Source organism: Parahoeflea halophila (assembly GCF_900220985.1).
Classification (GTDB): domain Bacteria; phylum Pseudomonadota; class Alphaproteobacteria; order Rhizobiales; family Rhizobiaceae; genus Hoeflea; species Hoeflea halophila.
This window is the reverse complement of record NZ_OCPC01000001.1, coordinates 1,423,720-1,447,558: the sequence shown is the minus strand read 5'-3', so window position 1 is coordinate 1,447,558 and position 23,839 is coordinate 1,423,720. Positions and strand designations below refer to the sequence as shown.

Annotated in this window: 21 protein-coding genes; 17 read left to right on the top strand and 4 right to left on the bottom strand. The window is 60.3% G+C overall.

What is annotated here, in order from left to right; all coding sequences use genetic code 11:
• Positions 1-35 precede the first annotated feature (35 nt).
• The gene (locus tag CRO46_RS06785) at positions 36-536 is read right to left on the bottom strand and encodes an Lrp/AsnC family transcriptional regulator (RefSeq protein WP_179758971.1); all 501 of its coding nucleotides are present in this window, start codon (positions 534-536) and stop codon (positions 36-38) included.
• A gap of 64 nt (positions 537-600) precedes the next feature.
• On the opposite strand from CRO46_RS06785, the gene ehuR reads away from it, so the two are divergent.
• The 10 genes from ehuR to doeB all read left to right on the top strand — a co-directional run bounded on the left by ehuR (position 601) and on the right by doeB (position 10,799).
• Positions 601-1,989: a MocR-like ectoine utilization transcription factor EhuR gene (ehuR, locus tag CRO46_RS06780; RefSeq protein WP_097106183.1), complete on the top strand. Its 1,389-nt coding sequence runs from the start codon at positions 601-603 to the stop codon at positions 1,987-1,989.
• A 318-nt stretch (positions 1,990-2,307) separates the two neighbouring features.
• The gene (locus CRO46_RS06775; RefSeq protein WP_097106182.1) at positions 2,308-3,327 is read left to right on the top strand and encodes a TRAP transporter substrate-binding protein; all 1,020 of its coding nucleotides are present in this window, start codon (positions 2,308-2,310) and stop codon (positions 3,325-3,327) included.
• A gap of 86 nt (positions 3,328-3,413) precedes the next feature.
• Positions 3,414-3,992, top strand: coding sequence for a TRAP transporter small permease (locus CRO46_RS06770; protein WP_244577785.1), 579 nt, complete (start codon positions 3,414-3,416; stop codon positions 3,990-3,992).
• 12 nt (positions 3,993-4,004) lie between these two features.
• Positions 4,005-5,288, top strand: coding sequence for a TRAP transporter large permease (locus tag CRO46_RS06765; protein WP_097106180.1), 1,284 nt, complete (start codon positions 4,005-4,007; stop codon positions 5,286-5,288).
• Between the two features lie 11 nt (positions 5,289-5,299).
• Positions 5,300-5,737 (top strand): universal stress protein, encoded by a 438-nt coding sequence (locus CRO46_RS06760; protein ID WP_097106178.1) that lies wholly within the window; start codon positions 5,300-5,302, stop codon positions 5,735-5,737.
• A 55-nt stretch (positions 5,738-5,792) separates the two neighbouring features.
• Positions 5,793-6,590 (top strand): aspartate racemase/maleate isomerase family protein, encoded by a 798-nt coding sequence (locus CRO46_RS06755; protein ID WP_097106177.1) that lies wholly within the window; start codon positions 5,793-5,795, stop codon positions 6,588-6,590.
• Between the two features lie 2 nt (positions 6,591-6,592).
• Entirely contained in the window at positions 6,593-7,591 is a 999-nt protein-coding gene (eutB, locus tag CRO46_RS06750; protein ID WP_097106175.1) for a hydroxyectoine utilization dehydratase EutB, read from the top strand.
• A gap of 1 nt (position 7,592) precedes the next feature.
• Entirely contained in the window at positions 7,593-8,585 is a 993-nt protein-coding gene (gene eutC / locus CRO46_RS06745; protein ID WP_097106173.1) for an ectoine utilization protein EutC, read from the top strand.
• Positions 8,586-8,615: 30 nt separating this feature from the next.
• A complete protein-coding gene (gene doeA / locus CRO46_RS06740; RefSeq protein WP_097106171.1) occupies positions 8,616-9,803 on the top strand; it encodes an ectoine hydrolase DoeA in 1,188 nt (395 codons plus the stop codon).
• Between the two features lie 6 nt (positions 9,804-9,809).
• Positions 9,810-10,799, top strand: coding sequence for a N(2)-acetyl-L-2,4-diaminobutanoate deacetylase DoeB (gene doeB / locus CRO46_RS06735; RefSeq protein WP_097106169.1), 990 nt, complete (start codon positions 9,810-9,812; stop codon positions 10,797-10,799).
• A 105-nt stretch (positions 10,800-10,904) separates the two neighbouring features.
• Here the strand turns inward: doeB and CRO46_RS06730 are convergent, their stop codons facing one another.
• Positions 10,905-12,395 carry an aldehyde dehydrogenase family protein gene (locus tag CRO46_RS06730; protein ID WP_097106167.1) on the bottom strand — a complete coding sequence of 497 codons (1,491 nt, stop codon included), beginning with the start codon at positions 12,393-12,395 and terminating at the stop codon, positions 10,905-10,907.
• Between the two features lie 2 nt (positions 12,396-12,397).
• Complete coding sequence (locus CRO46_RS06725) at positions 12,398-13,513, bottom strand: mandelate racemase/muconate lactonizing enzyme family protein (protein ID WP_097106165.1); 1,116 nt, start codon at positions 13,511-13,513, stop codon at positions 12,398-12,400.
• 114 nt (positions 13,514-13,627) lie between these two features.
• Between CRO46_RS06725 and pdxR the strand changes: the two genes are divergently transcribed.
• From pdxR to CRO46_RS06690, 7 genes are all read left to right on the top strand, one after another.
• Positions 13,628-15,100, top strand: coding sequence for a MocR-like pyridoxine biosynthesis transcription factor PdxR (pdxR, locus tag CRO46_RS06720; protein ID WP_097106163.1), 1,473 nt, complete (start codon positions 13,628-13,630; stop codon positions 15,098-15,100).
• A 236-nt stretch (positions 15,101-15,336) separates the two neighbouring features.
• Complete coding sequence (locus tag CRO46_RS06715) at positions 15,337-16,413, top strand: extracellular solute-binding protein (RefSeq protein ID WP_097106161.1); 1,077 nt, start codon at positions 15,337-15,339, stop codon at positions 16,411-16,413.
• Positions 16,414-16,531: 118 nt separating this feature from the next.
• Positions 16,532-17,656 carry an ABC transporter ATP-binding protein gene (locus tag CRO46_RS06710; RefSeq protein ID WP_097106159.1) on the top strand — a complete coding sequence of 375 codons (1,125 nt, stop codon included), beginning with the start codon at positions 16,532-16,534 and terminating at the stop codon, positions 17,654-17,656.
• A 13-nt stretch (positions 17,657-17,669) separates the two neighbouring features.
• The gene (locus tag CRO46_RS06705) at positions 17,670-18,536 is read left to right on the top strand and encodes an ABC transporter permease (RefSeq protein WP_097106577.1); all 867 of its coding nucleotides are present in this window, start codon (positions 17,670-17,672) and stop codon (positions 18,534-18,536) included.
• On the top strand, positions 18,536-19,393 hold the full coding sequence (locus tag CRO46_RS06700) for an ABC transporter permease (RefSeq protein ID WP_097106158.1): 858 nt from the start codon (positions 18,536-18,538) through the stop codon (positions 19,391-19,393). The genes CRO46_RS06705 and CRO46_RS06700 overlap by 1 nt, the downstream gene beginning before the upstream one ends.
• 39 nt (positions 19,394-19,432) lie before the next feature.
• Positions 19,433-21,055, top strand: a complete 1,623-nt coding sequence (locus CRO46_RS06695; RefSeq protein ID WP_097106155.1) for a GMC family oxidoreductase — start codon at positions 19,433-19,435, stop codon at positions 21,053-21,055.
• A 1-nt stretch (position 21,056) separates the two neighbouring features.
• Positions 21,057-22,361 carry an NAD(P)/FAD-dependent oxidoreductase gene (locus CRO46_RS06690; protein WP_097106153.1) on the top strand — a complete coding sequence of 435 codons (1,305 nt, stop codon included), beginning with the start codon at positions 21,057-21,059 and terminating at the stop codon, positions 22,359-22,361.
• A 3-nt stretch (positions 22,362-22,364) separates the two neighbouring features.
• Here the strand turns inward: CRO46_RS06690 and CRO46_RS06685 are convergent, their stop codons facing one another.
• Complete coding sequence (locus CRO46_RS06685) at positions 22,365-23,837, bottom strand: aldo/keto reductase (RefSeq protein WP_097106151.1); 1,473 nt, start codon at positions 23,835-23,837, stop codon at positions 22,365-22,367.
• Positions 23,838-23,839: the final 2 nt, after the last annotated feature.

Genomic DNA, 23,839 nt, shown 5'->3' with positions numbered 1-23,839 from the left:
CCAGAGATTTCATCCATTGTTTGGCTTTTGGCAGGCTAATTCGTCTCCGGGCTTGCCGCGGTAAGGATGTCGAAAGGCGGAACCGTAGAGTGCTTGACCGGCTTGGTGACGATGTAGGTGAAGTAGCGCGCAAGCCCGGCGCGGCGGGCGAGCAGATCGTCGATCAGCCGCTGGTAGCTGTCGATATCGCGGGTGACGACATGCAGCAGATAGTCAAAGCCGCCGCCGAGCGCCCAGCAGGAGAGGATTTCATTGTAACCCTGAACGGCCTGTTCAAACGACTGGAACGTTGCTGCGCGGTGGTTTTCCAGCTCGATCATGACGAAGACCGAGACCTGGGGACCGACATGCTTGAGCTCGATCTCGGCGTGATAGCCGGAGATTATCCCCGCCTTTTCCAGACGGCTCAGCCGTTCCCAACACGGGGTCGGGCTGAGATTGACCCGTTTGGCCAGATCGGACTTGGAAATCCGGCCTTCCCGCGAAAGGGTCGCGAGGATCTTGATGTCACGGTCATCGAGTTTGATTGAAGTCATGGAGGGACTTTTGATTGAGCGCCGGGGGGTTGTCAATTAATGTGATAAAGGCCATCAGTTAATCATGACAATCTGGCCTCCGAAATCAGGCGAACTCCGCCGTCCCGCCTATAAGTCGCTGGCCGATACCGTGGTAAGAGCTGTCGATGCAGGTGAATTACACAGCGGCGACCGGCTGCCGACGCATCGGAACCTGGCCTATGATCTGGGGCTGAGCGTACAGACGGTCAGCCGGGCCTACGACGAACTGATCCGGCGCGGGGTCATTGCCGGCGAAGTCGGACGCGGAACTTTTGTCCGGGCAGGCAGGAGTGATACAAAAACGCCCTTCGTGCAGGACAGCCAGAACGAGAAATTCATCGATTTTTCGATTCTGATGCCGGTTTTTGAAGCCATGCATCTTGCCGAGATGCAGCGTGCCCTGACGCAGCTTGGAGCTGATCTGCCGAGTTCGGCCGTTTCGGCCTTCCGTCCCTCGACGGCGCTGAGGAAATACACAGCTGCGGCCACGAAATGGCTCGAGGGCTGTGGGCTGAACCCTTCGGCGCAGGGCTTGTTGATGACCAATGGCAACACTTCAGCGATGACCATTGCGCTCATGACGGTTGCCAGCTGCAGCGACCTGATCGTCACGGAAGATCTGGCGCATCATACCCTGAAGGCGCTATCGAGGTATCTGGGACTCCGTATCCAGGGACTGGAGGCCGATGCGGAAGGCGTTGTTCCCGCGAGTTTCGCAGCAGCGTGTCAACGTTCACAGGTCAAGGCGATCTATCTGATGCCGAGTGGGCTGAACCCGCGTGCAGCCACGATGTCGGCGGAAAGGCGAGCGGAACTTGTCGCTGTTGCCCGTCAGCATGATGTGATGATTATCGAGAACGATGCCTGGGGACCGTTGCAGCCCGACAGGCCGGCCCCCATCGCTGCGATGGCGCCGGAGCGGACGTTCTATTTCACCAGCCTAACCAAATGCATCATGCCAGGCCTGAGGTTCGGATTCCTGACCATGCCGGAGGCTTTTGCATCCGCTGCGGCCAACCGCCACCTGGTGACAAGCTGGATGGCCACTCCGCTGATGGCGGAGATCGGATGCCGCTGGATCGAGGACGGGACAGCCGAGCGGCTTTTGAATTGGCAGATGGATGCGCTCGGCAAGCGCAACGAGGTGGCTGCGAAAGCCCTTTCGGGCATCCCGTTCCAATCCAGCCCGAACGGCATGCATGTATGGCTTCCCATTCCCGGAGCCTGGACCGAAGAAGAGTTCGTGGCGCACGCCCGGCTCAATGGCGTGGCGGTGGCCCCGGGATCTGCCTTTGCCATGTCGGAGAGTGCACGCGACCAGGGTGTCCGCATTTGTCTGGGGGCTGAAACAAGCAGGACACTTCAGCGCGGTCTCAACGTGATCGCCCGGCTTGCCCGCAGCAACCCGGAGCCGGCTCTGCTCACTCTGTAGGCTGCTTCTGTCTACCAAGCCAATTACCAAGAACCGGTCATTGCTCGGAATGCGCATCTGTTCGGGGTTGCGTCTCTTCAATATAATTGTCATGATTTAATAATCGCATTGACTCTTTATTGTCCTTGTTCAACTCTCGTTAAATCATAACAATGAGAGGCGGGAATATTGGCTATGCAGTGCTCCACCCGCTCGCAGGGACGTTGCCGGAGGCTTGAACAGGTCATTGCAATTTACGTCAGGCTCCGGCGCAGCAAATCTGCCGGTCAGAAATCCGGACGACAGATGTGAAAGCACAATCAGAAGAGAGGAACGATCATGACATCGACATTCCGCAGTTTTCTCGGCGGCGTTGCCGCCGTCGCAATGATGGCCGGCGGCACGCTTGCTGCCCAGGCCGCCGACTGGAAATACGCTTTCGAGGAATCCCTGACCGAAGTCCAGGGTGTCTATGCAACCAAGTTCAAGGAAGCCGTCGAGGCCAATTCCGATCACACGATCCAGTTGTTCCCCTACGGAACGCTCGGTGAATCAGCCGATATCATGGAGCAGGCGCAGGCCGGAATCCTGCAGTTTGTTGACCAGTCGCCCGGCTTCACGGGTGCGCTGATCCCGGAAGCCCAGGTGTTCTTCGTACCGTATCTCTTGCCGACGGACCAGGAGCATCTGGCCCGCTTCTACAAGGAGAGCAAGGCGATCAACGAGGATTTTTCGGAGCTTTACGCGGAACAGGGGCTCGAGCTTCTGGTGATGTTCCCCGAAGGCGAGGTGGCGATGACCACCAAGGAGCCGGTCAAGAGCTGTGCCGATCTCAACGAGGTCAAGTTTCGGGTCATGACCAATCCGCTGCTGGTGGAATCCTACAAGGCTTTCGGCGCCACGCCGACGCCTCTTCCGTGGGGCGAAGTCTATGGCGGTCTGCAGACCAACATCATCCAGGGCCAGGAAAATCCGACATTCTTCCTGTACTCGACCGGCATCTACGAAGTCACTGATCACATCACCTATACCGGCCACAACAATTTCACGACTGCGGTCATGGCCAACAAGGATTTCTATGACAGCCTCAGCGATGCCGACAAGAAGGTGATCGAGGACGCTGCCGCATCGGCCTACGACTACATTGTCGAGTACCAGAAGGGCCTTGCCGAGAGCGAGCTCAAGAAAATCAAGGAAGCCAAGCCGGAAATGACGGTCACGGTGCTCTCGGAGGAAGAGCGTGCCTGCTTCAAGGAAGCGGCAGCAGAGGTCGAGGCCAAGTTCATCGAGATGACCGGCGAGAGCGGCAAGGCGATTCTCGAGCAACTGAAGGCAGACCTGGAAGCAACCAAGGGCTGAACCCGCGATCTGCACCGTTTTGAGAATTCCGGAGGCCATGCGATCGTGGCCTTCGGTCCGGGCAGTCAGCAAGCCGGGAGGCGATCTTGGACGATCTAAAGGAAAACAACCCGCATGACTCATCACTCCCGGGTTTTCTGGGAGTGATAGATTCAACCATCAGCCGGGTGGAATCGGTCCTGCTTGCCGCCGGTGTGCTGCTGATGGCGCTGAACACGGTCGCCAATGTGGTTGGCCGGTTCGTGTTTCAATACAGCCTGTTTTTCTCCGAGGAGCTCAACAGGATCCTGATCATCCTGATCACATTTGCGGGCATCAGCTATGCTGCCCGCCAGGGTCGGCACATCCGCATGTCGGCGATCTATGATGCACTGCCGCCGCCGGCGCGAAAGGGATTCATGGTCCTAATTGCCGGGGTCACCGCGGTCGTCATGTTCGCGCTTTGCTATTTTTCGATTGGCTACATCACAAAGGTAGCGACCTCCGGCCGGGTGCTGCCGTCGCTGCAGCTGCCGGTCTACTGGATCTTCCTGTGGGTGCCGGTCGGCTTCTTCATGACCGGGCTTCAATACACGCTCACCGCGGTCAAGAACCTGACTGGAAAAGACATCTATCTGTCGACCCGCGTGCTTGAGGGTTACGACAAAGACGAACTCGAGGTCTGAGGGAGACGATCCATGGCACTGACCATTTTTCTGATCATGATCGTTCTGCTGCTGCTCGGTTTTCCGATGATGATCCCTCTACTCGTCGCCTCTTTTGTCGGCTTCCTGTTCATGTTCGGCGACATCGGCAAGATGGACTTCATGGTCCAGCAGATCATGGCCGGCATAAGGCCGGCCTCGTTGATCGCTGTGCCGATGTTCATCCTCGCAGCCGACATCATGACTCGAGGGCAGTCGGCCAACCGGCTGATCGATATGGTGATGAAGTTCATGGGCCATGTCAAAGGCGGGCTGGCGGTCAGCACGGCGGCTGCCTGCACTCTTTTCGGGGCAGTATCGGGTTCGACTCAGGCAACCGTGGTTGCGGTCGGCTCACCGCTGCGCCCTCGGATGCTGAAAGCAGGCTACAAGGATTCCTTTGTTCTGGCGCTGATCATCAATGCGTCTGATATTGCGTTTCTGATCCCGCCATCGATCGGCATGATCATTTACGGGGTGATCTCCAGCACCTCGATCTCGGAGCTGTTCATCGCCGGAATCGGGCCCGGGCTTTTGCTGCTGGTGTTGTTTTCGGCCTACAGCATGGTCTACGCCTTCATCAACAAGGTGCCGACCGAGCCGAAGGCCAGCTGGGCCGAGCGGGGCCAGGCGGTCAGACGGGCGGTCTGGCCGCTCGGGTTCCCGGTCATCATTGTCGGCGGAATCTATGGCGGCATCTTCAGCCCGACCGAGGCGGCAGCGGCCTGCGTGCTTTACGCGGTCATCCTCGAATTCATTGTGTTCCGTTCGCTGAACATCCCGGACATCTACCGCATCGCCAAGTCGACGGGGCTCATTACCGCGGTTGTCTTCATTCTCATAGGCGCAGGGGCAGCGTTCTCCTGGGTGATTTCCTTTGCCCAGGTGCCGCAAGCTATACTGGCAGCTGTCGGTGTCGCCGATATGGGGCCGAAGGGCGTGCTGGCGGTGATCTCGATCGCCTTTTTCATCGGCTGCATGTTCGTCGATCCGATCGTGGTGATCCTGATCCTGGTTCCCATCTTCGCACCGGTGGTCAAATCGGTCGGGCTCGACCCGGTGCTTGTCGGTACCATCATCACGCTGCAAGTGGCGATCGGATCAGCGACACCGCCATTCGGGTGTGACATCTTCACGGCGATCGCGATTTTCAAGCGGCCCTATATCGAGGTCATCCGTGGCATTTTCCCGTTCACGGTGATGCTGCTGTGCGTCTCCGTCGCCCTGATCTATTTCCCGCAGATTGCGTTGTTCCTGCGCGACCTGGCATTCCGGTAAGGGAGTAATCGATGTTCGAACGAATTCTCGTCGCGGTCGATGGCTCCGAGGGCTCAAGGAAAGCCCTGCGGCTGGCGTCGAACTTGCAGCAGACCTGCGGCAGCGAATTGCTGATCCTGACCGTGTTCCGGCACCATTCACTGCTGGAGGCATCCATGTCGATGGTGCGTCCGGACGATCCGGAAAGTCTTGATGACTCGATGCGGAGCTATGCCAAGGAAGTGGCCGAAGAAGCCAAGGTGATCGCGGCCGAGGTTGGCGCCAGCAACGTGCGGGCCTTCGTCAAGGCTGGCCAACCGGCGCGGACCATCGTCCGGTTCGGCGAAGAGCACAAGGCCGACCTGATCATTGTCGGCAGCCGTGGCCAGGGCGACGTGCAGGGGTTCCTACTGGGCAGCGTCTCGCACAAGGTGACAAGCCTGGCCTCGATCCCGGTGATGGTGGTCTGAGAGTTTCGGGCAATCAGGGACGCGACCGCGTGCCAGGACAGGGAGGAGTTGCCGTATGAACGACATCAGTGTTTCACGGTCGGGCGAGCCGGTTCGTTTCAACGATCCCGGCGTGACTGCGCGGTTCGGTCTCATCGCGCTTGCCACCGACCTGACCAGCGAACGCGATCTCTACCGGCAATTGCCGCGCAAGGACGTGTCGATCCATGTCACACGTGTCGCATTCGAGAATCCGACCACACCGGCAAATCTGCGCAAGATGGCGCCGCGGCTGACGGAAGCCGCGCAATTGCTGGCGCCGCTGCAACCGCTCAAGGCAATCTGCTACAGCTGTACCGCCGCGTCTGTTGCAATTGGCGACGATCCTGTCAGGGCATCGATCCAGGCAGGCATCGGCGATGTCCCGGTGATAACCCCGTCAGCGGCTGCGCGGATGGCGTTTGCGGCGCTCGGCGTCCGCAGGATTGCCGTTCTCACGCCTTATTCGGTGGAAACCACGGAACAAATGGCGGCCTATTTCACCCGGCACGGAATGGAGCTTACCAATGTGGAATGCCTCGGCCTCGAGGATGACCGGGACATGGCGCGGGTCAGCGATCAGACCATTCTGGGTGCTGCAATGAGCGTTGATACCGCCGACGCGGAAGCGCTGTTCATTTCCTGCACGGGCCTGCCGGCGATCAATGTGATTGCGGAACTCGAAACACGGATCGGTAAGCCGGTGGTGACCTCCAACCAGGCCAGCGCCTGGGCGATGGCGCGGCTCGGCGGGTTTGCCGATTATTGGCCTGCGCAATTCGGCCAACTCTTTGGCTGCGCCTTGCCAGACGATGGCTTTGGAGAGGCTGCCTGATCATGACCCGAACCTTTGTTGATCTGAATGAAATCGAACGCGCCCGCGCAGCTATCGCTGCTACCGTGCGGATGACGGCGGTGAATGTGTCACCCTCGCTGTCCGATCTTTCCGGTGTGCCGGTGCATCTTAAACTCGAGCACACGCAGCTAACCGGCAGTTTCAAACTGCGCGGCGCGACCAATGCCGTGCTCTCCTTGAGTGACGCCGAGAAACGCCGTGGCGTCGTTGGCGTCTCGACCGGCAACCACGGGCGGGGGCTTGCCTATGCGGCAAAGGCTGCCGGGGTGAAATGCATCATTTGCATGTCGCGGCTGGTGCCGCAGGCGAAGATTGACGGTATCAAGGCGCAAGGCGCCGAAGTCCGTATCGTCGGCAGTTCGCAGGATGAAGCGCAGGGGGAAGTGGACCGGCTGGTGTCGGAAGAGGGCATGACCATGATCCCGCCCTTCGATCACCGCAAGATCATTGCCGGGCAGGGCACGCTCGGTCTCGAACTGATCGAACAGGTGCCGGGCGTTGCAACCGTGCTGGTGCCGCTGTCGGGCGGTGGCTTGATCTCCGGCGTCGCCGCAGCGCTGAGAGCCAGGCGTCTCGCTGTCCGGATCGTAGGGATCTCAATGGAGCGCGGTGCTGCCATGCATGCCTGCCTGCAGGCAGGTAAACCGGTCTTCGTTGAAGAACTTGCCACGCTGGCCGACTCGCTTGGTGGTGGAATCGGGCTGGAGAACCAACTCACTTTCGCGATGACGCGGGATCTGGTCGATGACGTCATTCTGGTCAGCGAGGCAGAGATCGCAGCGGCGATCCGGCATGTCTACTGGCAGGAGCGCCAGATCATCGAAGGGTCCGGCGCCGTGGGTGTCGCAGCCCTTCTCGCGCAGAGGGTCGAGAGTGCCGGCCCGATCGTCACCATTCTGAGCGGCGGCAATATCGACATGCAGCAGCACCATCGCATCATCTCCGGCGAAGACGTCGATGTAACCCAAGAGGCGGCATAACATGGCTGACATCAAGATTCTGACGGAAGCGGATTTGCGCAGGCTGGTGACGCTGGATCTTGATGCCATAGACTGCGTCGAGCAAGCCTTTGCCGCGCTTGCGTCAGGCGATGTGGTGATGCCGCCGATCCTGTCGATGGCGATTGCGCCGTTCAATGGCGAGGTTGATGTCAAAACCGCGTTCGTACCCGGTATCGACAGCTTTGCCATCAAGGTTTCCCCGGGGTTTTTCGACAATCCGAAAATCGGGCTGCCGAGCACATCGGGACTGATGGTGCTGTTTTCGGCGAGAACCGGAATGCTCGAGGCGCTGCTTCTCGACAATGGCTATCTCACCGATGTGCGGACGGCAGCAGCAGGCGCGGTTGCCGCGCGGCATCTTGCACGTGCTGATGCCTCCACCGCCTGCATTCTTGGTGCAGGTGCCCAAGGCAAGCTGCAGCTCAAGGCGCTCAGCCTCGTTCGCCCGATCGAGAGCGCGACGATCTGGGCGCGGGATCCGGACAAGGCGGCCTCGGCGGCCGTGGAAATGACTGCGGAACTGGAGATAGAAGTGACTGCTGCGAGCGAACTCCCCGGTGCAGTTTCAGCGGCGGATGTTGTTGTCACCACCACGCCCGCGGCACAGCCGATCCTGCAGGCTGAATGGTTGCGCCCAGGCCAGCACGTCACGGCGATGGGGTCGGATCAGGATCACAAGAATGAACTCGAACCGGCCTGTTTTAGCAAGGCTGACCTCTATGTGCCTGACCGGTTGTCGCAAACACGCCTGCTGGGCGAGCTGCGATCCGCGATAGAAGCAGGCATCGTGGCGTCCGATGCGGAGTTTGCCGAACTCGGCATGATTGTTGCGGGCAAGGGCGAAGGCCGTTCATCCGACAAGGCGATCACCATTGCCGACCTGACGGGCACCGGCATTCAGGACACGGCAATCGCCACATTTGCCAGCCGCCGCGCACTTGCGGCCAATGCCGGTACCGACTTTTCAAACTGAAGCTTCACCCAGAAAGGAAAATCCCCCCGAATGTCCGCGCCACTTCTCAATTTCAGCCGGGACGAATATGCTCAGCGCGTCGCCAAGACGCGTGCTGCCATGGCTGCTGCAGGTGTTGATGTCATCATCGTGTCCGACCCGTCCAACATGGCTTGGCTGACCGGCTATGACGGTTGGTCGTTCTATGTGCATCAGTGTGTGGTGGTTGGCCCTGATGGGGACCCCATCTGGTTCGGTCGCGGCCAGGATGCGAATGGCGCACGTCGCACGGCCTATCTGGGCGAGAGTGACATTATCGGCTATGCGGATCACTACGTTCAATCGACCGAGCGGCATCCGATGGATTATCTCTCGGCCAAGTTGGAAGAGCGCGGCTGGGGTGCCAAGCGCATCGGTGTCGAGATGGACAATTACTGGTTCTCGGCGGCGGCCTATGCATCGCTGCAGAAGCATCTGCCGAATGCAAAATTCTCTGACGTCACCGCGCTGGTGAACTGGCAGCGAGCGGTCAAGTCGAGCCAGGAACTTGACTACATGCGCAAGGCGGCGCGGCTTGTCGAGCGGATGCACCAGACGATCTTCGACAAATGCGAAGTGGGGTATCGCAAGTGCGATCTGGTGGCCGACATCTACGAAGCCGGTCTGCGCTTTGACGACGGTCTGGGTTTTGGCGGCGATTACCCGGCGATCGTGCCGCTGCTGCCGTCTGGCGCGGATGCTTCGGCGCCGCATCTGACCTGGGACGACAAGCCGATGAAGAGCGGCGAGGGGACCTTCTTTGAAATTGCCGGGGTTTACAAGCGTTACCACTGCCCGCTGTCGCGAACGGTGTTTCTGGGCAAACCGACACAGACCTTCATCGATGCCGAGAAGGCGGTGCTGGAAGGCATGGATGCGGGACTGGAAGCGGCGAAGGCCGGCAATCTGTGCGAGGACATCGCCAACGCGTTTTTTGCGGTCCTGAACAAATACGGGATCACCAAGGACAACCGCACCGGTTACCCGATCGGCCTGTCCTATCCGCCGGACTGGGGCGAGCGCACCATGTCGCTGCGGCCGGGCGACAAGACCGTGCTCAAGGAAAACATGACGTTTCACTTCATGACCGGGCTGTGGATGGATGACTGGGGCTTCGAGATTACCGAGAGTATCGTCATTGGCGCCAATGGTCCCGAGTGCCTGGCCAATGTTCCGCGCCGGCTGCATGTGAAGGATTGATCGTTCATGCCTGGCAATCCGATTACACCAACCATACCGCTCAATGAAGATGGCGTGCATCACGGTTTTCTGCGCCTGCCCTACAGCCGGGATGATTCCGCCTGGGGGTCGGTGATGATCCCGATCACCGTGATCAAGAACGGTATCGGACCGTGCGCGCTTCTGACCGGCGGCAATCACGGCGACGAGTATGAAGGCCCTGTCGCGCTGATGGAACTGGCGGTGTCGCTGAAGCCCGAGGATATCGAGGGCCGTGTGATCATCCTGCCGGCGATGAATTACCCGGCTTTCCGGGCGGGTACCCGCACGTCGCCGATTGACAGGGGCAACATGAACCGATCCTTTCCCGGCTCGCCCAATGGCACGGTCACGGAAAAGATCGCGGACTATATCCAGACGGTACTGCTGCCGGAAGCCAGCATCGTGCTCGATTTCCATTCGGGCGGCAAGACGCTGGATTTCATCCCCTTCGCGTCGGCCCATGTGCTGGAAAACAAGGAGCAGCAGGCGGCCTGTGTTGCAGCGGTCGAGGCGTTCAATGCGCCCTATTCGATGATCATGCTCGAGATCGACAATGTCGGCATGTATGACACCAGCGTCGAGGATCAGGGCAAGACCTTCGTCACCACGGAACTGGGCGGCGGCGGCACCTCGACGGCGCGGTCCAATGCCATCGCCAAGAAAGGCGTTCGTAACGTGCTCAAGCACGCGGGCATTATGAAGGGCGAGCTAGAGATTGCCCCGTCGATCATGCTCGACATGCCTGATGACGACTGTTTCGTTTTCTCCCAGGACGACGGCATGATCGAGGCGGTGAAGGATCTTGGCGACGAGGTGGAGAAAGGCGATATCGTCGCCCGTGTCTGGCCCGCCGACCGAACTGGCCGGATGCCCGTCGATTATCGCGCCCGGCGCTCGGGCATTGTCGTGTCACGGCATTTTCCCGGCCAGGTCAAGGCGGGCGACTGCATGGCCGTGGTGGCAGTCAAGGTATAGGCCTCCTACCCACCGGAGGACCGGTTGCAAAACAAACGCCCCGACGGATTGCTGGTCGGGGCGTTTCAAATTGTGGTCGAGATAGGCCGCGCCCCAAGGGCAAGATCAATCGATGCGGGCGGCAATGCTCTTGAGCTTGCAGTAGCTCCTGAGACCCTCGATGCCCTTTTCGCGGCCGAAGCCGGATTGCTTGTTGCCGCCGAAGGGGACTTCGATGCCGCCGGCGAAATACTCGTTGATGTAGACCTGGCCGGCGTCGATGTCGCGGGCCAGCTGATGCGCTCTGGCAAAATCGCTGGTGAACACACCGGCGACAAGTCCGAAGCGGGTGCAATTGGCCAGGTGCAGAGCGTGGTCCACATCGTCGGCCTTCTGGACGGTGAGAACCGGGCCGAAGATCTCCTCCTGTACCAGCTCGTCGTCTTCCGGACGGGCGGCGACGATTGTCGGCTCGATGAAATAGCCCTTGCCCGCTTCAGTATCAGGCGAGATCTGCCCGCCGCAGATGAACTCGGCGCCGCGCCCGCGCGCCCGGTCGAGAAAGCCGATGATCCTGTCGCGCTGGTCGGCGGAGCTGACCGGGCCCATATCCGGGGAACGAAGACCGTGACCCAGCGAAATTGCCTCGGCCCTGGTGCCGAGAGCCTCGATGAAACGGTCGTGAATGCCGGCCTCGATCACAAGGCGCGACCCGGCCGAGCAGATCTGTCCGGCATGCTCGAAAATGGCACCGGCGACATTGGCGACAGTGCTGTCGAAATTGCAGTCGTTGAGCACCACGACCGGGGACTTGCCGCCCAGCTCCATAACCGAACGGGTGACGTTGGCGGCGCAAGCGCGCATCACGTGTCCGCCGGTCGCGACAGAGCCGGTGAAGGTGACGTGATCGATGCCGGTATGCGCCACCAGGGGTGCGCCTACTTCCGTGCCTGTACCGGTCACGACATTGCAGACGCCTGCGGGCAGCCCGGCTTCGGTGAGAAGCTCGGCCAGCAAAAGGGCTGTGAACGGGGTCAGCTCGGCGGGTTTGACAACCACGGTGCAGCCGGCTGCGAGCGCCGGGGCCATGCCGCGGGCTGCGGTCGAGATCGGGAAATTCCAGGGGATGATGTGGGCGGTGACGCCGACAGGTTCGAGTTGGCTGAAGCCGACATAGTTGGAGGGCAGCGGGAAGCTGCTGCCTTCCAGCTTGTCACAGGCACCTGCGTAGTACTCGAAGGTGCGCGCGGCACCCGAAACGTCGCCCCGGGCTTCGGCGATTGGCTTGCCGCTGTCGAGACATTCCACAATCGCCAGACGCTCGCTGTCGCGGCGGATCAGTTCAGCGGTCCGGGCGAGGATGCGCCCGCGTTCGGCGGGGGGCGTCTTCCGCCAGAAAGCAAATGCCTTGCGTGAACTCGCAACGGCGTCGTCCACATCATCGGCATCACCGCGAGCGAAGCTGGCGAAGCCTTCACCGCGGCCGGGATCTTCACTCGACATGGTGCGGCCGGCACGGGCAGCCTGGTAGGCGCCGTCGATGAAATGGCCATCGGGAAGGCGCAAATCGCTCGCATCGGTGAGATATTTGAGCAGGCTATCGGGTTGTGTGAGCATGGTCAGGCTCCCATTGAGCTGATCTGGTGTTTCGACTGTTCGAGCCAGGCCGGGCTGATCTCGACACCCCAACCCGGGGCATCGGTCACCGTCGCCTTGCCGTCGACAATCGTGTAGGGCGATTGGACGAACAGATCGTCCTGCCAGGGGTAGTAATCCTCGCCCTCGATGGAGAACTCGAGATACTTGCCGGCGTTGGGGATGGCGCGCAGCAGGTGCATGGTGAAAAGGGTGACCATCGACCAGTTGGCGCAATGCGGTGTGCAGGGCAATCCGGCTTTCGCCGCCATGTCGGCCACCCGCAAGGTGCGGGTGAGGCCGCCGAGATAGCAGATGTCGGGCTGGACGATGTCGACGGCCTTCATGCCGATCATCCAGCGCCAGTTTGGCAATTCGCAATCCTGTTCGCCGCCGGTGACATCGATGGGCAGTGCAGACAGGGCTTCGGTCACTTCCCTGGTCTGCTCATACTCCCAATAGGGGCAGGGCTCCTCGAAATGGCTGATGCCATTGTCGGTCAGCAGCTTGGCAATCTCGATGGCCTGTTTCGGTGCATAGCAGGAATTGGCGTCAACCAGCAGGGCGACGCCGTGGTCCATCGCCTTGCGCATGGTGGGCACGATCTCTTCAGTCCTGCCGGGCCATTCATCCTGGCCGCGGCCGCATTCGGCACCAATACGGAACTTGAAAGCGTCAAAGCCGAACTCGTCGCGCAGGCGGCTCAGACGAGCAGCTTCGTCCTTGGGCGTGATGTCGCGCTTCATCGAAGAGCCGTAGGCGCGGATGGTTCCGTGTGTGCCGCCGATCAGCTCGCAGACGGGCTTGCCTTCAAGGCGACCGCGCAGATCCCAAAGCGCCGTGTCGAGGCCTCCGAGAGCACGCTTGAGATAGGAGCCGGGAAACTTGTGCTCCTTCTCGGGAATCAGATCGACGAGATATTCGATGTCGAGTGCGGACTGGCCGAGCGAATAGGGGGCCACCTGCCGGTGCACGACTTGGGCTGTAATGTCGGCATGGTAGGGCGCCACCTGGCCCCAGCCGATGTCGCCCGTGTCTGTGGTGACCTTGACGAAGCAGACGAACTCGTTGGTGAATGTTTCGATGTGAGCGATTTTCATGTGATCCAAACCTGTGCCGACATTTTGGTCTGTCCTAGCGGCTAGATTGGACTTACGATAAGGTCCAATCTCGCAAAGCTTGCAGGCCAATTTCGGCAGGAGAAGGTGACAGCCATGAAAACCAAGGCCGGAGCCATCCTTTCCTCGATCCGGATCGACCGTAGCCAGGACCGAAAAATCAGCGTGCAGCTCTATATGGGACTGCGTGACATTATCCTGTCGGGCGGCCTGAAAGGCGGCGAGCGGCTGCCTGCGACGCGGACGCTCGCCAGCGAAATCGGGGTGTCGCGGACAACCGCACTTGATGCGGTCAGCCGGCTGATCTCGGAAGGCCTGCTGGAATCACGGATCGGCGCCGGCACATTCGTCAGTCACACCATGACGGGCCGGACGCCGGTCAAGCCAAGGTCCGCAGGAACTGTGAGCGAGCGGCAACCGCGACTGTCTCCTTCGACCATCCGGGCAAAAAAGCTGTTTGCCGAGCGGCGGCGGCTGCCGCACAAGTCCCAGGCCTTCGTTACAGCGCTCCCAGCGCTCAATGCCTTTCCGATGGCACAATGGGCGCGGCTTTCGGCACGGCATCTGCGCGCGGACCGGGACGCGGTGATGGGCTACGGCAATCCCTACGGCTTGCCGCGGCTGCGAGCGGCGATTGCCACGCATCTCAATGCCAGCCGGGGGATTCAGTGTGATCCGGAACAGGTCTTTGTGGTAGGCGGAGCGCAGCAGGCGTTTTCGCTGATCGGCAGTATGCTGCTCGGACAGGGCGAAAAGGTCTGGTTCGAAAATCCCGGCGCCATCGGTGCGCGCAACGCCTTCATCTCGCAAGGCGCGGACCTGGTTCCCGTCGGGGTGGATGACGAGGGTATCATTGTCGAGGAGGGACTTGCGAAAGCGCCGGATTTCCGGCTGGCCTTCGTTACGCCCTCGCATCAGCAGCCGCTGAGCAAAATCCTCAGCCTGGCGCGCCGGCTGGCGCTGCTGGACGCTGCCGATCAGGCCGACGCCTATATCGTCGAGGATGATTATGACGGTGATTTCTATTTCGGTGATCAGCCGCTGCCAACGCTCAAGAGCATCGATACCAACGGCCGGGTGATCTACGTCGGTACATTCTCCAAGACGCTGTTTCCCTCCTTGCGGCTTGGCTTCATTGTGGCTCCGGCGAGCATGGTCGATGCGATGTCGACCATCTTTTCGGCGGCGCTGAGTGGGGTGCCGACCTGGCCGCAGGCCATTGTAACCGATTTTATCGATGAGGGCCATTTCGCGACCCACATCCGTACCATGCGGCAGCATTACAAACGTCGCCACGAGATCCTGCACGAGCAAGCATGGCAGCTAGAAGCACACATGCAGATCCAGCGCGCCTCAGCCGGTTTTCATACGGTGGGATTGTTCAAGGATCCGGCGCGGGACGAGAGGAGCTTCATTGAGGCGGCGACAGCCGCGGGCCTAACCCTGTCTGGCATCGGCCGCTACTGCCTTACCCCGATCGAGCCAAAGGGTGTGGTCATCGGCTATGGTGCGGCGAGCGACAGCGAGATCAGGCAGGGGCTGGACACGATGGCGCATCTGTTCGCCTGACCGGTATTTTTCCGTCAATGTTGGGGGTATCTCCGCCTCGCCCGCTTGCAGTGGTTGCCGTCATTTGCCTGAGGTGCAATGGTCTGGACACCAGTGACAGGTTGTCACAAATTGGTATGGAAAAATATCTAGAATGGATATGCGGTGCAGTCCAATGAGGGGCTACGCTTCTTGTCATCTGCGCGGATTACAAACAATAATGCGCTGATACTCAGAGGGTTCAAAGGGAGTTTGAAATGATCATGAAACTAGCAATGGCAGGGCTTCTGGCTACCACCGTGATGGCAGTCGTACCGGCACAGGCAGAGACGCTGCGCCTCTTGACATGGGGCTCCTACGCTCCGGACGAACTGGTGAAGAAGTTCGAAGAGAAATATCCCGATATTACCGTCGAGGTGACATTCTCGAACAACGAGGAAATGATTGCCAAGCTTCGCGCCACCGGTGGTGCCGGCTTCGACCTGGCGCAGCCGAGCCACGACCGCATCTACGCGGTGCAGCAGGAATACAACATCTACAAGCCGCTCGATCTTTCGAAGATCAACACCGATGTCATGCAGGACAAGCTGCTCGAAGGCGTCAAGGCCAACACCACGATCGACGGCGAAGTCTACGCGGTTCCGCACCAGTGGGGCACGTCCGGCCTGATGGCCAACAAAACGATGGCCCCCGACGTCAAGGCCTGGGGCGATCTTTGCGATCCGCAGTACAAGGGCAAGACCTCGATGCGCCTGAAGCGCACCATCCTGCTCGGCATGGCGTTCGACATGGGTGAGGATCCGTTTGCGGCCTATGCCGATCTCGACAAGTACCAGTCCATTCTGGACAAGGTTGCAGACAAGCTGATCGCCTGCAAGGACAACCTCAAGGCTTACTGGAAGGGTGGCGACGACCTTTCGGCGATGATGATGTCGGGCGAGATCGTTGCATCTGAAACCTGGGATTCGACTGCTTACAAGCTCTATGGCGAGAACAAGGACATCGTGTTCGTGCCGCCGAAGACCGGCGCGCTGGCCTGGATCGATACCTTTGCCATCCCGCGCAAGGGTGAAGCCGATGACGCCGCCTACAAGTGGATCAACTTCGTGCTCGAGCCCGAGAACGTGAAGATCATGTCGGCAAGCACCGGCGCCATTGCCGCTGTCGAAGGCGGCAAGGATCTGCTTCCGGATGACAAGAAGGCTGCCGTCAACGCCGCTTTCACCGATGCGGATATCGACAATCTGAAGTTCTTCGCCAACATCCCGGCTGGTGTCGAGGACATGGAAGGCAAGACGCTTGAAAAGATCAAGGCTGCCACCGGCTCCGAATAAGCCAGGCATCATGACCATCTTTTCGTAAGATGATGCGGCTGCCCATCCCAATCCGGGCAGCCGCATTGAAACTCTCAAAGACACCTGACGTCACTGCACTGGGCTTTCGATGCAATCCATGACCGAGAACGATTTGGCCACCACCGATAACGATCTGGAGTGTGTCCAGGTCAGGAAGCACTTTGGCTCGGTTAGAGCTGTTGATGACGTCTCCTTCGAGATCCCCAAGGGCTCGTTCTTTTCCATACTCGGTCCGTCAGGTTGCGGCAAAACCACACTGATGCGGATGATTGCGGGTTTCGAATCTCCGACTTCAGGCGACATAAGGATCAAGGGCAACTCGGTGATCGGCACCCCGCCGAACAAGCGCAATGTGAAGATGGTGTTTCAGCACCTGGCGCTGTTTCCGATGATGAATGTCTATGAAAACATCGCCTATGGCCTGCGCTGTGCCGGTGTCTCGAAAGAGGTGATCCGAACCAAGGTTCACGATGTTCTCGAACGTATTTCGCTGCCGGATGTTGCCAATCGCGAGATCAGCCAGTTGTCGGGCGGTCAGAAACAGCGCATTGCCATTGCCCGCTGCATGGTCCTCGACCCCGATGTGCTGCTGCTGGATGAGCCGCTTGGCGCGCTGGACCTGAAGCTGCGCGAAGCCATGAAAATCGAGCTCAAGCTGCTGCAGCACCAGTTCGATACAACCTTTGTCTACATCACTCACGATCAGTCGGAAGCACTTGTGATGTCAGATAATGTGGCGATCATGAACCAGGGCAAGTTTGTCCAGATCGGGACCCCCCAAGAGCTCTACCATAACCCGTCGGCTGCATTCGTGGCGGGTTTTGTCGGCGACACCAACCGCTGGGCAGGCAAGGTGACCCGTGTCGAGAACGGCGCTGTCGAAGTGGCCACCGAAGCAGGCCTCACCATGCGCGGTTCAGTGCGTGGTACGGGCACTCCTGCGGTGGGTGATACGGTGAGCGCATTTGTCCGGCCTGAATTCATTTCGGCGGAAAAGACCGGCGCTTCGGACAAGCCGGTCGATCCGGCGCACAATGTAATCAACGGCAAGGTCGACAGCATCCTGTTCAACGGTGCCAACAGCCGCGTTCTGGTCCGCGATGGTGCGGGCGAACTGATCGAGGCCGATGTTGTGCTGACCGGCAGCACTCAGGACCTGAAGCCCAAGGATAACGTTACGCTTTCATGGTCGCCTGAGCAGACCATGTGCTTCAAGGCGTGAGGGCGATCCGATGATGCAGAAGGATATCAAGCGGCTGTCGCTCATTCTGCTGTTCGCGCCGTTCGCGCTGTGGATCTTCCTCCTGATCGTGCTGCCGCATCTGGGGATGTTCTATATCTCGGTGCGGGAGAAGGTCGGGCCGCGGATGTATGAGTTCGGGCTCGGCAACTACATCAATTTCTTTGCAGAGCCGATCTACTGGAACACGCTGATCCGGACCGGATCAATGTCATTGCTGGTCACTGCGCTGGCGCTGCTGCTCGGGTTCCCGATCGCTTATTACATTGCCAAGATCGCCGGCAACCGCACCCGCGGCGCGCTGTTCCTCATGTGCCTGATCCCGCTTTGGGTCAGTGACCTGATCCGGGCGTTCGGCTGGATCCTGCTGCTGCGTGAAACCGGCATCATCTCCAGCAGCCTGCAGTGGGCGGGCGTGATCAACACGCCGATCGAATTTCTCTATAATGACGCAGCGGTGATCATGGGGCTGGTCTACACCGTGATCCTGTTCATGATCGTTCCGCTGGTCTCGACACTGGACGGCATGGACAATTCGATGATCGAGGCTGGCTACAATCTCGGCGGCAACGGCCCGACCGTGCTCAGGCGGATCATCATACCCTATGCCATGCCGGGGATCGTTTCGGGCTGCATCGTGGTGTTCATGCTGACGGCCGGCAGCTACCTGACGCCGATCCTTCTGGGCGGCAAGAACTCGAGCTGGTTTACCGAACAGATCTACGACCAGTTCATAACCCGCTATAACTGGGAATCGGGTGCTGCGTTCGGCTTCCTGCTGCTGGCCTTCACTTCGCTGGTGGTCTGGGGCGGACTGAAGCTGTCGGGTCAGACACTCAACTCCACGGTGGCGAAAAGCTGATGGCTATCAAACCCAACACCGCGTTCCTGACCAGCTACCGGATCTATGTGGCTGCGTTCTTTGTCTTCCTGGCGGCGCCGCTGGTGGCTGCCGGCATGTTCGCCTTCAACGACTCCTTGTTCCCGTCTCTGCCATGGCAAGGCTTCACGCTGGACTGGTTCTTCAACGACACCGAGCCCAAGCTTGGCATGTTTCATGACCGCAGGCTGCTGAGGGGGCTGTACTACTCCTTCGTCATCGCCAGCTTCGTTTCCTTGCTGTCGGTATTCGTCGGTACTTGCAACGCGTTCCTGTTTGTGCGCTGCAGGTTCCCCGCCAAGGACTTCTTCTACATCATGATGGTGCTGCCGCTGGTCATTCCCGGCGTCATCCTGGGTATCTCCATCCTGCTGCTGGCGAGCAACATCGCAAATGGCGCGGAGGAGGCTCTGTCGCTGGACCTTGATTTTCTGCGGCCCGGTCTCATCCTGGTGGTCTTGGGGCAGTTCTCCTTCATCACTACGATAACCTCGCTGGTCATCATCGCGCGACTGAAAAAATTCGATGAATCGATGGAGGAAGCGGCCTTCAATCTTGGAGCCAGCCGGGTGCGGGTGCTTCGCACGATCACCCTGCCATTCCTGTTTCCCGCCATGGCGGCGGCCGGCATCGTGGCGTTCCTGGTCTCGTTCGAGAACTTCAACACCACGCTGTTCCTGGTCGGTTCCGAAGCGCCGCTGACGATCACCATGTATGACCGGATGGTCAAGGTTGGCTCGACGCCCGTGCTCAACGCAGTCTCGTTTTTCCTGATGGTCGGTTCGGCGCTGCTGGCGCTGATTTCGATCCTGGTGAACCGCGACAAGCCGCAGACCTGAGTTCCCTGTCAAGCCTCCAACCTGAGAGTGACGCATCCCGTGCAAACCTATGATTTCGTGATTGTTGGTGCAGGGTCAGCCGGTTGCGTACTGGCCAACCGGCTGACCGAAAATGGCAGGTACTCCGTGCTGTTGCTGGAGGCGGGCGGCCATGACCGGAACTTCAAGATCTGGATGCCGATCGGTTACGGCATGGCGTTTTACGACAAGCGCATCAACTGGATGTACACGTCCGAACCGGACCCGGGCACGGAGAACCGCGTCAGCTACTGGCCGCGCGGCAAGGTGATTGGCGGCTCATCCTCGATCAATGCGATGGTCTACATCCGTGGCCATTCCGGCGATTTCGACGACTGGGAGGCAATGGGCAATCCCGGATGGGGATGGAGCAGCGTGCTGCCTTACTTCAAGAAGAGCGAGACCAGCGATCAGGGCGGCACCGAGTGGCGCGGCGACAGCGGCCCCCTGTATGTCACGACCATGGAGAGGGATCTGCACCCAACCTGCCAGAATTTCATTCGGGCCGGTGTGGAATGCGGGCTGACCTACACTGCGGATTTCAATGCCGCCAGCAATGAGGGCATCGGGCTCTACCAGAACACCGCCAAGGGCGGGTTCCGCATGTCGGCGGCGCGGGCCTATCTGCATCCGGCGAGAAAGAGGTCCAACCTGCGGGTTATCTCACGCGCGCATGCGACGCGGATCCTGTTCGACGGGACGCGTGCTGTGGGAGTGGAATATGTCCGCAACGGCCGCACCGAACAGGTTTACGCGGGCCGGGAAGTGATTGTTTCGGGTGGAGCCGTCAATTCGCCGCAACTGCTGATGCTGTCGGGCGTCGGGCCGGCGGACATGCTCAAGCGCCACGGTATCGAGATAGTTCACGAACAGGCCAATGTCGGCCAGCATCTGCAGGACCATTTGTGCATCGATCATACCTACAAGGCCAAGGTCAGGACGCTCAATGACGATCTGCGTCCGCTTTTCGGCAAGCTGCAGCACGGCCTGAACTATGTGCTCAGGCGCCGCGGCCCACTGTCGCTCGGCGTCAACCAGGCCGGTGGTTTCATCAAGACCCGGCCTGAACTTGAGCGCCCCAACATGCAGCTTTATTTCTCGCCGGTGAGCTACACCAAGGCACTGCCGGGAAAGCGGGCGCTGATGAGCCCGGACCCGTTCTCCGGCGTGATCATGGGCACCCAACCGACGCGACCGACGAGCCGTGGCCATCTCGACCTCAAGTCGGCCGACCCGTTTGATGCGCCGGCAATCCATCCGAATTATCTCTCGACCAACCACGATGTGGCCGAGCAGCTCGAGGGGGCTCGATTCATGCGCAGGCTTGCCCAGGCACCGGCCTTGGCCGAGATCCTGGACGAGGAAATCCGTCCCGGCCGGCAGGTGGAAACGGATGAGGAAATGATTGCGGACATCCGTGCACGGGCGGGAACGGTTTTTCATCCGGTCAGCACCTGCAGGATGGGCGACAATGCGGCCAATTCCGTGGTCAATTCCCGTCTGAAGGCGCATGGGCTCGAAAACCTGCGTGTCATCGATGCCTCGGTCTTTCCCACGGTGACATCGGGAAACACCAATGCACCGACAATCATGGTGGCGGAGAAGGGGGCCGACATGATCCTCTCCGACCACACCGGGGTCTGAGATGACAGATGACAGCGAGTGCTTCAGCGCAGACTTCAAGCCGGTGCCTTACTGGTGGGATGCGAGCCCGCGTCACCCCGACGATCTGAGCAAGCTGCCCGCAACCGCGGATGTGGCAATTATCGGGTCGGGCTATACCGGACTGCATGCGGCGGTGCAGACGGCGCGGTCGGGGCTCGAGACGGTTGTCGTCGACGCGGAGGCAGCAGGCTTCGGCTGCTCGACCCGCAATGGCGGGCAAATCTCGACCAGCGTCAAACCATCCTATTCCACGCTTTGCCAGCGCTATGGCGAAGCGCTGGCTGTGCGGATTCTCAGGGAAGGCCAGGCGTCGCTGCACCACGTTCGCGATTTCGTTGCCGAAGAAGCCATCGATTGCAGTTTCGACGAGGTGGGACGGTTCCATGGCGCGCATACCGCACGGCAGTATGACAAGCTGGTGCGGGAGGCCGAACACCGGCATCCCGGCTTTGAGACCGGGGCGTTCATGGTGCCGCGCGACAGGCTGCACAGCGAGCTGGGCACCGATGCCTATCATGGCGGGATCGTGTTTCCCCGGCATTCGAGCATCGATCCTGGCAAGTATCATGCGGGTCTGATCGGCGTGGCCAGAACCGCCGGTGCGAAGATCATCAGTCAGTGCCGGGTGAATGATCTCGAGCGCGGACCGCTTGGCTTCGAGCTTTCCACTGACAAGGGACGGATCCGTGCCGGCAAGGTGATCATCGCCACCAACGGCTATACCGGTCCGTTGACACCCTGGCAGCAGCGGCGGGTAATCCCGATCGGGTCCTATGTGATTGCGACCGAGGAGATACCGGCCGAGACCATGGACCGGTTGTTTCCGACCAACCGCATTCTCTCCGACACCAGAAAGCTGGTCTATTACTACCGGCCGTCACCGGACCGGAAGCGTATTCTGTTCGGCGGGCGGGTTTCTCTGCAGGAAACCGACCCGCGCAAGAGCGGGCCGAAGCTGCTGGCCGAACTGGTGCGGCTGTTTCCCGACCTCAAGGGCACACGGATCAGCCATTCCTGGGCTGGCATCGTGGCGTTTACCTTCGACACGCTGATGCATTGCGGCGAAGACAACAATCTCTTCTATGCCATGGGATACTGCGGTTCCGGTGTCGGCATGGCCGGGTATCTCGGCTCGAAACTCGGCAGGGCTGCCGCAGGCGTCGACACGGATCTCGGCGCCTTCAGCGAAATTCCGTTCAGAACACGGCCTTTCTACACGGGGAATCCGTGGTTCCTGGCGCCGTCCGTGGCCGCTTACCGGTTGCGGGACAGGTTCGGGATCTGAGTCCTAGCGGTCTTCAGACTTCTTGCTGACCACGGCTTCGGCCTCGATCTCGACGCGAAAGTCACCGATCAGATTGCCGACCAGAAACGTGGTGTTTGCCGGCGGATTGGTGGTGAAGCGCAGCCCGTGGGCACGGGCGGCCGCTTCCACATCCTCGTTCCCTCGCAGATACATGCGGGTGCGCAGGATGTCCTTCGGGTCACCGCCGAGGGCGCGGACCGAGGCGGCAATCTTGTCGAGAATATAGGTGGTCTGAGCACCGGCATCGTTGAGTGCGACCGTGCGGTCGACGCCGTGGGTGGCGGTGGTGCCGGACACGACAATCCTCTCGCCGTCCCGCAACGCACGGCAATAGCCGGCGATCGGCTCCCAAAGCGAACCTGAAAACACCCGCGCGCGGTCCGGATTGTCCGGATCGGTGACGGCCTCAAGTGCACTGGGCATGGCAGCAAGGTGATGGCTGAGATCGCCGGAGGCTGTGAGGAAGGGTGGCTGGCGGTATTCGTCGCCGCAATCGCCGGGGATCATGTTGGTGGCTGCGAAGGCCTGATCCAGCAAGGCATGGTCAGAGGCATCAAGTTCGAACTGAAACAGCCGCAGATTGTCGTCACGGTGCTGGTTTTCGCCAAGCCGCGCACCAACGATGACGCCTGCGACATGGGCATGCTCCAGTACCCAGCGGGTGGCTACATTGGAGATCGACACGCCGTGTTTCCTGGCGATCGCGTCGGCAGCGGCGAGGATGCCCTGATACCCGTTCCAGCCTCCGGCGGTCCGGATGAAGCGGAGATATTTCGAGCCGCTCCAGTCCTCGACCGCTTCAGGTTCGGGCTTGCCGAGCCAGCGCTCGGACAGGAAGCCGCCGCACAGGGTGCCGTAGGCGAGAAGCCGCACGCCGTGTGCCTTGCAGGTTTCAGCAAGGTGGCCGGCAGCACGGCGGTCGATGAGCGAGAACGAAACCTGGTTGGAGACGAGAGGAATGTCTTCGGCCAAAGCAAGGGCGAGATGAGCGGCGTCGAAATTGGTGACGCCGATCTGCCCGATCAGACCTTCGTCCTTGAGCCGCTTGAGCTCATGCAGGGCGTCGAGCCAGGCCGGATGCTCGAAGGTCCACCAGTGGAACTGGAGAAGATCGATCGTCTTGACGCCGAGCCGGTCGAGCCGCTCCTGGACCCCGGCGCGCACCACTTCCGGCGTCATCGGTCCGGGTTCCGGGCACCATTTGGTGAAGGCCTTCGGACGGGTGTCGCCCTGCCAGCTGCGCAGTAATTCGCCGGTGATCAGCTCAGCGCTGCCATAGTGATCGGCCATGTCAAACGTGTCGAAACCGGCTGCGGCATATTCGGCCAGGGCTTTTGCACCAGCCACGGGATCAAGCGTGCTGCCGTCCTTTTCCTGGTCGGCAACCTGCCAGAGGCCGGTGAGGATCCGGCTGATGGAGAGGCCGGGAGCAAGCTCGGTGCGGTCAGGTTTCATGT

What these genes read in the sequence shown, in the direction of transcription:
- CRO46_RS06710 (WP_097106159.1), top strand. Translation starts at nt 16,532, where the DNA reads ATGACCGAGAACGATTTGGCCACCACCGATAACGATCTGGAGTGTGTC.
- CRO46_RS06725 (WP_097106165.1), bottom strand. Translation starts at nt 13,513, where the DNA reads ATGAAAATCGCTCACATCGAAACATTCACCAACGAGTTCGTCTGCTTC.
- eutC (WP_097106173.1), top strand. Translation starts at nt 7,593, where the DNA reads ATGGCTGACATCAAGATTCTGACGGAAGCGGATTTGCGCAGGCTGGTG.
- CRO46_RS06765 (WP_097106180.1), top strand. Translation starts at nt 4,005, where the DNA reads ATGGCACTGACCATTTTTCTGATCATGATCGTTCTGCTGCTGCTCGGT.
- CRO46_RS06760 (WP_097106178.1), top strand. Translation starts at nt 5,300, where the DNA reads ATGTTCGAACGAATTCTCGTCGCGGTCGATGGCTCCGAGGGCTCAAGG.
- pdxR (WP_097106163.1), top strand. Translation starts at nt 13,628, where the DNA reads ATGAAAACCAAGGCCGGAGCCATCCTTTCCTCGATCCGGATCGACCGT.
- CRO46_RS06755 (WP_097106177.1), top strand. Translation starts at nt 5,793, where the DNA reads ATGAACGACATCAGTGTTTCACGGTCGGGCGAGCCGGTTCGTTTCAAC.
- CRO46_RS06730 (WP_097106167.1), bottom strand. Translation starts at nt 12,395, where the DNA reads ATGCTCACACAACCCGATAGCCTGCTCAAATATCTCACCGATGCGAGC.
- CRO46_RS06775 (WP_097106182.1), top strand. Translation starts at nt 2,308, where the DNA reads ATGACATCGACATTCCGCAGTTTTCTCGGCGGCGTTGCCGCCGTCGCA.
- CRO46_RS06705 (WP_097106577.1), top strand. Translation starts at nt 17,670, where the DNA reads ATGCAGAAGGATATCAAGCGGCTGTCGCTCATTCTGCTGTTCGCGCCG.
- doeB (WP_097106169.1), top strand. Translation starts at nt 9,810, where the DNA reads ATGCCTGGCAATCCGATTACACCAACCATACCGCTCAATGAAGATGGC.
- CRO46_RS06715 (WP_097106161.1), top strand. Translation starts at nt 15,337, where the DNA reads ATGATCATGAAACTAGCAATGGCAGGGCTTCTGGCTACCACCGTGATG.
- CRO46_RS06785 (WP_179758971.1), bottom strand. Translation starts at nt 536, where the DNA reads ATGACTTCAATCAAACTCGATGACCGTGACATCAAGATCCTCGCGACC.
- eutB (WP_097106175.1), top strand. Translation starts at nt 6,593, where the DNA reads ATGACCCGAACCTTTGTTGATCTGAATGAAATCGAACGCGCCCGCGCA.
- doeA (WP_097106171.1), top strand. Translation starts at nt 8,616, where the DNA reads ATGTCCGCGCCACTTCTCAATTTCAGCCGGGACGAATATGCTCAGCGC.
- CRO46_RS06690 (WP_097106153.1), top strand. Translation starts at nt 21,057, where the DNA reads ATGACAGATGACAGCGAGTGCTTCAGCGCAGACTTCAAGCCGGTGCCT.
- CRO46_RS06700 (WP_097106158.1), top strand. Translation starts at nt 18,536, where the DNA reads ATGGCTATCAAACCCAACACCGCGTTCCTGACCAGCTACCGGATCTAT.
- CRO46_RS06685 (WP_097106151.1), bottom strand. Translation starts at nt 23,837, where the DNA reads ATGAAACCTGACCGCACCGAGCTTGCTCCCGGCCTCTCCATCAGCCGG.
- ehuR (WP_097106183.1), top strand. Translation starts at nt 601, where the DNA reads ATGACAATCTGGCCTCCGAAATCAGGCGAACTCCGCCGTCCCGCCTAT.